Here is a 6159-nt window from a genome sequence, read left to right as displayed (position 1 = left end):
CCAGGCCCTGACGAACACCGTCCCACACAGCCTTGATCCCGAACCCCAGAGCTTCCCAAAAGTGTGAGCACTCTAGCACCAGCGGCGCTGGTGCTGGAGTGCGACGAGTTATGCACGTTTGTGACCCGCCACACCAGATTGCTGTGGATCTGGCTCGCCATGGACCGCCACTCGCGCCGCATTGTGGGCTGTTTCATAGGGGCATGGGATGAGGTCAGTGCCTTTGGACTGTGGGAGAGTCTGCCCGCCCGGTATCTGGATGCCCGGTGTCATACCGATGGCCTTGCGGCATACAAATCCGTGGTGTTTGGCGGCCTGCACGTCATCGGGGGCACGCAGCACATCGAGCGCTTCAATGCCACGTTGCGGCTGCGGGTGGCTCACTTGGTCAGGCGGAGCCTATCGTTCAGTCGGAAGCAGGCACATCTGGAACTCCTGATCTGGATGTTCATTCACCGCTACAACGCGTCATTACGATGAACCCACGACCCGACCAGTCCGATACTGACTCTGGTGGACTGGGCGGCAAAGCCCGTTCAATCCGAGCGGATGCGACTCGTAGAGCTGCCCCGCAGAGCAGGAGAGAAAAGGGTTCCGGACGTGGAGCTGGCAATCCGGTGAAGTTCCGGATTGTTGGCGAAACAAACGGAACCCGTATCAGCTCATCGGCGGCGCCGAGAAGGGTATCCCGGCCTTCTGAGCGGCGCGGCGGAACACGTTCAGGCTGCCCCCGTCGAACAGCACGAAGCGCACGTGCATCTCCGGGTGGTCGGTCAGGAACGCCTGCGCGGTCGCCAGGGCCACCCCGGCGGCGCGGTCCAGGGGGTAGCCGTACACGCCGGTACTGATGGCCGGGAACGCCACGCTGCGGCACCCGTGCGCGGCGGCCAGTTCCAGACTGGAACGGTACGCGCCGGCCAGCAGTTCAGCCTCGCCCGCCTGCCCGCCACGCCAGACCGGACCGACCGCGTGAATCACGAACCGCGCGCCCCGCGCGGACAGCCCGAACGCCGGGGTGATGACGGCCGTGCCGGTGGGTGTGCCGCCGATGGCGCGGATGGCGCGCAGCAACTCCGGCCCGGCGGCGCGGTGAATCACGCCGTCCACGCCGCCGCCGCCCGCCAGTTCCCTGTTCGCGGCGGTCACGACGGCGTCCGTGTCCTGCGCGGCGATGTCGCCCTGGATCAGTTCGAGCGGCATGCGCCCTCCCTTACCCGTTCCCGATCCGGTCGAGGTCCGTGTCGGTCAGGGTGTAGCTGCGCAGCGCGTCGGCCTGCACGCGCGCCTCGCGGTCCGCCTCGGTCCACTCGTTCTCCGGGAGCTGCCGGGCGCGTTCGGCCCGCTGGATGGCGTGCAGTTCGCCCAGCGCGCGGTCCAGGTCGTCGTTCACGACCACGTACCGGAACTCGTGCGCCTCGCGGATCTCCTCGCGGGCGCGGGCCAGCCGTTTCTCGATGCGTTCCGGCGTCTCGGTCGCGCGGCCCTCCAGGCGGCGGCGCAGTTCGCTGAGGCTGGGCGGCATGATGAAGATCAGGATCGCCTCGTCGCCCATGCGCCCCTTGACCTGCATGGCGCCCTCCACCTCGATCTCCAGGATCACGTCCTGCCCGCGGCTCAGGGCCGCCTCGATGGGTTCGATGGGCGTGCCGTAGCGGTTCCCGACGAACGCTGCGTGTTCCAGGAATCCGTCGGCCTGCGCCTTGGTCTCGAAGGCGTCGGGGGTGACGAACACGTAGTCCACGCCGTCCCGTTCGCCGGGGCGGGCCTCGCGGGTCGTCCAGGAGGTGCTGTAGAACACGTCCTGCCCGGCCAGCCAGCGTTCACGCAGGGTGCCTTTGCCCACGCCGGACGCGCCGGTCATGACCAGGAGAAGGCCCCGGCGGGGCGACACGGAAAGGGGGGTGTCCTGCGACGTCATCCCCTCACGATACGCGACCCGTCCAGAAATGAGAACAGGCGGCCCACCGGGAGCCGCCTGTCCTGAACGCCTGGTTACTTCTTTTTCTTGGTGGCCTTGGCGCGGCCCTTGCCGAGCGCCTGCCCTTTCTCGTAGCTGGCCTGCATCTTGCGGCGCGTCTCGGCGACCATGTCCTCGAAGTTGATCAGGCCGGACTCGATGGCTTCCACGCTGAGTTTCACGGTGCCGCCCTTGCGCGCGGCGGCCAGTTCGCGGTTCACGCCCTCGAACCACTCGGTGAAGTCCGGGGTTTCGTCGAACAGCATTTCGCGGGTGTCACGCTGGTACGTTTCGGTGCTGCCACGACGGTTGAACTGTTTGGGCATCGTGAAACGCTCGGGCATGTACGTGGCGTCGAATTTTCCTTCACGGACCGCTTCCTGGAACATCTTGACGAAGGTGTCGCTGCGCTGGGGGTTGCTGAGTTCCATGACCTGCTCGCTGAGTTTCTTGTAAGCCATACTGGCGGCATTATGCTGGCCCCCAGAGATGAAAGTAAAGAGGGCCGCAGTCCATGACCCCACCGAGAATAAAGAAACGGTGGGCGGCAGCATGCAAGGAGTGCGACAGAGGGAGGCGCGCCATGTTCGACAGCCCGCCAGAATTTCAATCCGCCCTCCTGAGTGATAGACGTGGCCTGTCCGGATAGCCTGGAATGCGACTGCCAGAAGTGAAGCCCTCAGCGCAGCAACAAGTGAAAAGACGTGCCAGGACTGTCTTCTTCCTGCACACTTCATAGACCGGTTCACTGAGTCCGACCGGGCCGCCAAGAGTTCACCGTCAATCGCCTTCCGGATGGCCGGGACTCCATGAACCGCCCTCAGTACGGTCGTTAAACCGCTTCAGATTGAATAGACGGCTCCTGCTGCCATGAGAAGGCCACCTGTTCAGTGAACGGAGCGGGCCGTCACCAGCCTGCGCTGCCGGGCTCTCCCTTGAACGGCCCGACCACGTCGCCCGTGATCCAGCCACCGTAGAAGGCGCCGGGTTGCGGCACGACCCGCTCGCCGTCCACGCGGCAGTCGTCCATGCGGCCCGCGTAGACGGCCACGAAACCCGCCATGTCCCGGAAGGCGGGCGTGGGAGCCTCGTAACTCCAGGCGGCGGCCACCGCCACCGCCGCGCCGCCCCGCACGGTCCAGTAGGTGGCCTCTCCCTTCCACTCGCAGGTGCTTGCGCCCGCCGCCCGTTCCAGCACGCCCGGCGCGAACGCCAGGGGCGGCAGGTAGTACGTGGGGGGATGGCTGGTTTCCAGCACCCGGTACGCGCCGCTCGTCGCGGCGATCCTCTGGCCGCCCAGCCAGATTTCCAGGTGGCGGTGCGTGCGTTCCAGGCGCGGCGGGCGCGGGTACGCCCACACGCTCTCCTGACCGGGGCCGGCGGGAACGGGTGCAGGAAGTTTCACGCCGTCAGTGTGCGCCGGGCGGGACCGGCGGGCCGTCAGGGAACGTACCGTCCGGCCGCCCGCTTCTGCTCGCATTCTGCCCAGCCGCCCTACGGGTCGCCTCGCTCCGATTGAACGGCGCGGATGCGTTCCGTCCAGGCGTCCGGCGCGGCCGGGCGGCCCGTCAGGTACCCCTGCACGGCGCTGCACGGCATGGCCCGCAGGATCTCCAGCTGCCCGGTCGTCTCGACGCCCTCCACGATCACGCTCAGGTTCAGGCCGCGCGCCAGACCGATCAGGGACTCCACGATCCGCCGCGCTTCCGGCGAGTCCTCCAGGTCCGCCAGGAGCGAACGGTCGAGTTTCAGTTCATCCAGCGGCAATTTCAGCAGCGTGGACACCGACGACTGCCCCATCCCGAAATCATCCAGCGACAGCCGCACCCCCAGGTCCCGTAGCTGCGACAGGTGCCGCGCCGCGCGGTGCAGGTCCCGCACGGCCAGCCGTTCCGTGAGTTCCAGTTTCAGCTGCGTGCCGCTCAGGCCGTGCCGTTCGAGCGTGCTCCGGACGCCCGCCACGAAATCGTCCCGCGCCACCTCCAGCACCGAGACGTTCACGGCGACCGGCACGCCCGGCCCCCACTGCGCCAGCTGCCGGCACGCCTCGTTCAGCACCCACTGTCCCAGCGGCACGATCAACCCGGACTCCTCGGCCACCGGAATGAACCGCGCGGGCGGCACGTCGCCCAGCTGCTCGTCCGTCCAGCGGACCAGCGCCTCGAGGCCCAGCAGCGCGCCGGTCCGGGCGTCCACCTGCGGCTGGTAGTGCAGGTGCAGTTCCTGGCGTTGCAGGGCGCGGCGCAAGCGGACCTCCGTGAACATCTGGCTCTGCGCGGCGACGTCCAGCGTGGAGGCGAAGAACCGCACGCCGTTCTTCCCCTCCCGCTTCGCCTGGTACATGGCCATGTCCGCCTGCCGCAGCAGGTTCGCCGGCAGGCTGCTGTGCGGCGGGTGCAGCGCCACCCCCATGCTGCTCTGCACGTTGATCTGCTGCCCGCCGAGCGTCACGGTGGGTTCCAGCGCCGCGTGCAGCCGCTGCGCGACCCGCCCCGCCTCCTCCCGGCCACTCAGGTCCGACACGACCACCACGAACTCGTCCCCGCCGAGGCGCGCCACGGTGTCCGACGGGCGCACGCAGGCCTGCAGGCGCACGGCCACCTCGCGCAGCAGGTCGTCACCGACCGCGTGCCCCAGCATGTCGTTCACGCGCTTGAACCCGTCCAGGTCGATGAAGATCACGGCCACGCAGGACGTCGCGCGCGCCACGCGCCGCAACTCCAGTTGCAGGCGGTCGAGCAGCAACGCCCGGTTCGGCAGGCCGGTCAGCGCGTCGTGCTGCGCGTCGAAGGTCATCTGCGCCGCCAGCTGCCGCAGCTGCTCCTCGGCCCGCTTGCGTTCAGAGATGTCCCGGTCCCGGCCCAGCACCAGTTCCCGCCCGCCCACGGTCACCAGACTGCTGGCACTCTCGATCGGGAAGACCGTGCCGTCCCGGTGGCGGTGCGCGCCCTCCCCGTGGACAGGCTGCTCCTCGCGGATCCAGGCGAGCAGTTCGGGACCCTCCTGCGCCATCATCGGGTACGGATGCAGCAGGTCGATGGACGCCCCGATCAGGTCCTCTGGGTCGTAGCCGTTCATGCGGCAGAACGCCTCGTTGCAGTCCACGATCCGCCACGGCACGTCCGGGTCATGAGGATCGATCAGCACCAGCCCGTCGGCGGACTGCTCGAACAGCGTCCGGAAGCGCGTCTCGCTCTCCTGCTGCGCCGCCTGCGCCTCCCGTTCGGCCGTCACGTCCACGCCCGTCGCGATGATCAGCCGCACCCCGCCCCGCCGGTCCAGCACCGCCGTGTTCGACCACAGGATCACGCGCCGCCGCCCATCCGCCGCGCGCCACGTGTGCTCCTGACGGTTCGGGAACGGACCTTTCATGAACGCCGCCGCCAGCACGTCCCGCTGATGTTCTTCCAGCACCAGCGGCCAGACCTCCTGCCCCAGCACCTGCGCGGCCTCCAGCCCACTGAGGCGCTCGCAGGCCCGGTTGAACTGCACCACGCACCCCCGCGCGTCCAGCACCATCACCAGGGTGTCCGTCACGTCCAGCACCGTCTCGGCCAGACCCGGCCCGACAGCGGCCGGCGACCAGGGCGCGCGCGGCATTCTCAGGAACCGGGAGTTGATGGCCATACCCCACCGTACCCCGCGCACCCTCACAGAAGCCGCACCGCCCCCCTACCTAAATGCCCCGGACCCCGTGACCACCGTCCGTGTCAGCGCCGGGCGCGCTCCCTGGGCCACGCCCCGGTACTCCAGAGGGCCAGCGCAATCAGCACCGGCTGGAAGAACAGCCGCGTCAGGCGCTTCTGGTCGGTGTCCAGCCCGAACGCACTCTGCTGCGTCAGGTACTGCGACACGTTCCCCGGAAAGATCGCCACGAAGAATGCCGCCAGCACCCATCCCACCGTCCGCCGGTGCCGGGGCAGGGCCAGCAGCGCCGCCCCGCATCCCACCTCCACCACCCCGGACGCCAGCACCACGAAATCCTTGTCCAGCGGCAACCACGTCGGCACCTGCGCCTGAAAATCCCGCCGCAGGAACGTCAGGTGCCCCACACCCGCGAACACCATGAACGACCCCAGCAGCACGCGCCCCAGCGTGCGCGGCCACGAAGTCCCGGAATCAGCCACCACAGAAGCAGTCATGCCCACACCCTAAACGCCGCGCCCCACGCCCACATGTGCCGCCCATGCGCCACCCTTGAC

The 6159-nt window shown here is 68.5% G+C and carries 7 protein-coding genes; 1 reads left to right on the top strand and 6 read right to left on the bottom strand.

Going from position 1 to position 6159, the window contains the following annotated elements:
- The first annotated feature begins 63 nt into the window (after window positions 1–63).
- Window positions 64–480 (top strand): IS1 family transposase, encoded by a 417-nt coding sequence (locus tag CBQ26_RS01430; RefSeq protein ID WP_143341908.1) that lies wholly within the window; start codon window positions 64–66, stop codon window positions 478–480.
- Window positions 481–657: 177 nt separating this feature from the next.
- Here the strand turns inward: CBQ26_RS01430 and CBQ26_RS01425 are convergent, their stop codons facing one another.
- From CBQ26_RS01425 to CBQ26_RS01400, 6 genes are all read right to left on the bottom strand, one after another.
- On the bottom strand, window positions 658–1200 hold the full coding sequence (locus tag CBQ26_RS01425; RefSeq protein WP_088246825.1) for a macro domain-containing protein: 543 nt from the start codon (window positions 1198–1200) through the stop codon (window positions 658–660).
- A gap of 10 nt (window positions 1201–1210) precedes the next feature.
- Complete coding sequence (gmk, locus tag CBQ26_RS01420; protein WP_088246824.1) at window positions 1211–1918, bottom strand: guanylate kinase; 708 nt, start codon at window positions 1916–1918, stop codon at window positions 1211–1213.
- Between the two features lie 74 nt (window positions 1919–1992).
- Window positions 1993–2418, bottom strand: coding sequence for a hypothetical protein (locus CBQ26_RS01415; protein ID WP_088246823.1), 426 nt, complete (start codon window positions 2416–2418; stop codon window positions 1993–1995).
- Between the two features lie 446 nt (window positions 2419–2864).
- Window positions 2865–3362, bottom strand: a complete 498-nt coding sequence (locus tag CBQ26_RS01410; RefSeq protein ID WP_229844385.1) for a DUF427 domain-containing protein — start codon at window positions 3360–3362, stop codon at window positions 2865–2867.
- 89 nt (window positions 3363–3451) lie between these two features.
- The gene (locus tag CBQ26_RS01405; RefSeq protein ID WP_088246821.1) at window positions 3452–5584 is read right to left on the bottom strand and encodes a putative bifunctional diguanylate cyclase/phosphodiesterase; all 2133 of its coding nucleotides are present in this window, start codon (window positions 5582–5584) and stop codon (window positions 3452–3454) included.
- Window positions 5585–5667: 83 nt separating this feature from the next.
- Window positions 5668–6099, bottom strand: coding sequence for a DoxX family protein (locus CBQ26_RS01400; RefSeq protein WP_088246820.1), 432 nt, complete (start codon window positions 6097–6099; stop codon window positions 5668–5670).
- Window positions 6100–6159: the final 60 nt, after the last annotated feature.

Origin of the sequence: Deinococcus indicus, assembly GCF_002198095.1 — a bacterium.
Classification (GTDB): domain Bacteria; phylum Deinococcota; class Deinococci; order Deinococcales; family Deinococcaceae; genus Deinococcus; species Deinococcus caeni.
This window is presented reverse-complemented; position numbering and strand designations above follow the sequence as displayed.

Excerpts from the sequence above, each read along its gene's own strand:
- CBQ26_RS01425 (WP_088246825.1), bottom strand. The coding sequence starts at position 1,200 with ATGCCGCTCGAACTGATCCAGGGCGACATCGCCGCGCAGGACACGGAC.
- gmk (WP_088246824.1), bottom strand. The coding sequence starts at position 1,918 with ATGACGTCGCAGGACACCCCCCTTTCCGTGTCGCCCCGCCGGGGCCTT.
- CBQ26_RS01415 (WP_088246823.1), bottom strand. The coding sequence starts at position 2,418 with ATGGCTTACAAGAAACTCAGCGAGCAGGTCATGGAACTCAGCAACCCC.
- CBQ26_RS01405 (WP_088246821.1), bottom strand. The coding sequence starts at position 5,584 with ATGGCCATCAACTCCCGGTTCCTGAGAATGCCGCGCGCGCCCTGGTCG.
- CBQ26_RS01400 (WP_088246820.1), bottom strand. The coding sequence starts at position 6,099 with ATGACTGCTTCTGTGGTGGCTGATTCCGGGACTTCGTGGCCGCGCACG.